Here is a 754-nt window from a genome sequence, read left to right on the forward strand (position 1 = left end):
ATTCGCAGATGAGCAAATCAAGCTGTCAGTCTCGTTCAACGCAGATGGCACAATCAATCGGCCTCTCAATCACCGGCAGTGGGTAAATGTTGGCACGACGCTAATACCCGAAGGGGAAATCAACATCATTGATGGGGAACCAATTTCGACGAGTGAATACATTGATACCTACGTCGAACCGATGTCCTATGCGATCTACATGGCGACGGGCGCTTGGCCAAACGGCACACAGATCGTCAAGGAATTCACTTCAACCGTAGAAGCTGAACCTGGTGAAGTTCTGGTGGAGAGCCACTACAACGGTCTTGCAATGCTGGTCAAAGACGTGGAACGCTTTCCGGCAGAAACAGGGCATCTTGGCTATTTCAACTTTGGTCATCGCCCCGAACCCTACGAAGCTACAGCAACCGTTATGCCTCGGGAACAATGCTCATCGTGTCATGAAGCCAGCGCCAGTGAACAGCAATACATATTCGCTGACCATCACATCGGTTTGAAGCAAGTTTCCAAGTGAGAAAGCTCTAGTTTTCTGAAGACGGAATTGTCCATTTTCCGAGGGCTGTCTGGCTGAATATGGCAACAATTTTTAGCGTCTGTTAAGCGACCGCTGCCGAGCTGCGTCTTCTATCTGGAAGAAAGTCTGGGTTGGGACAGCCCGTTTAGTGACAATTGTCTGCTTTGTGCACTTCCTCGCTATTTGTGCGTTGTGCAGCATCGGTCACATTGGGCTCACTGCCGATGACCTGCCCCCCGA

The 754-nt window shown here is 50.4% G+C and carries 1 protein-coding gene; it reads left to right on the top strand.

The genetic code is table 11. From position 1 onward, the window contains the following. A partial coding sequence (locus tag AN476_RS22285; RefSeq protein ID WP_054463961.1) for a cytochrome P460 family protein occupies positions 1 to 514 on the top strand: 514 nt, incomplete at its 5' end. Positions 515 to 754: the final 240 nt, after the last annotated feature.

The organism is Phaeobacter sp. 11ANDIMAR09 (genome assembly GCF_001294455.1).
Classification (GTDB): domain Bacteria; phylum Pseudomonadota; class Alphaproteobacteria; order Rhodobacterales; family Rhodobacteraceae; genus Pseudophaeobacter.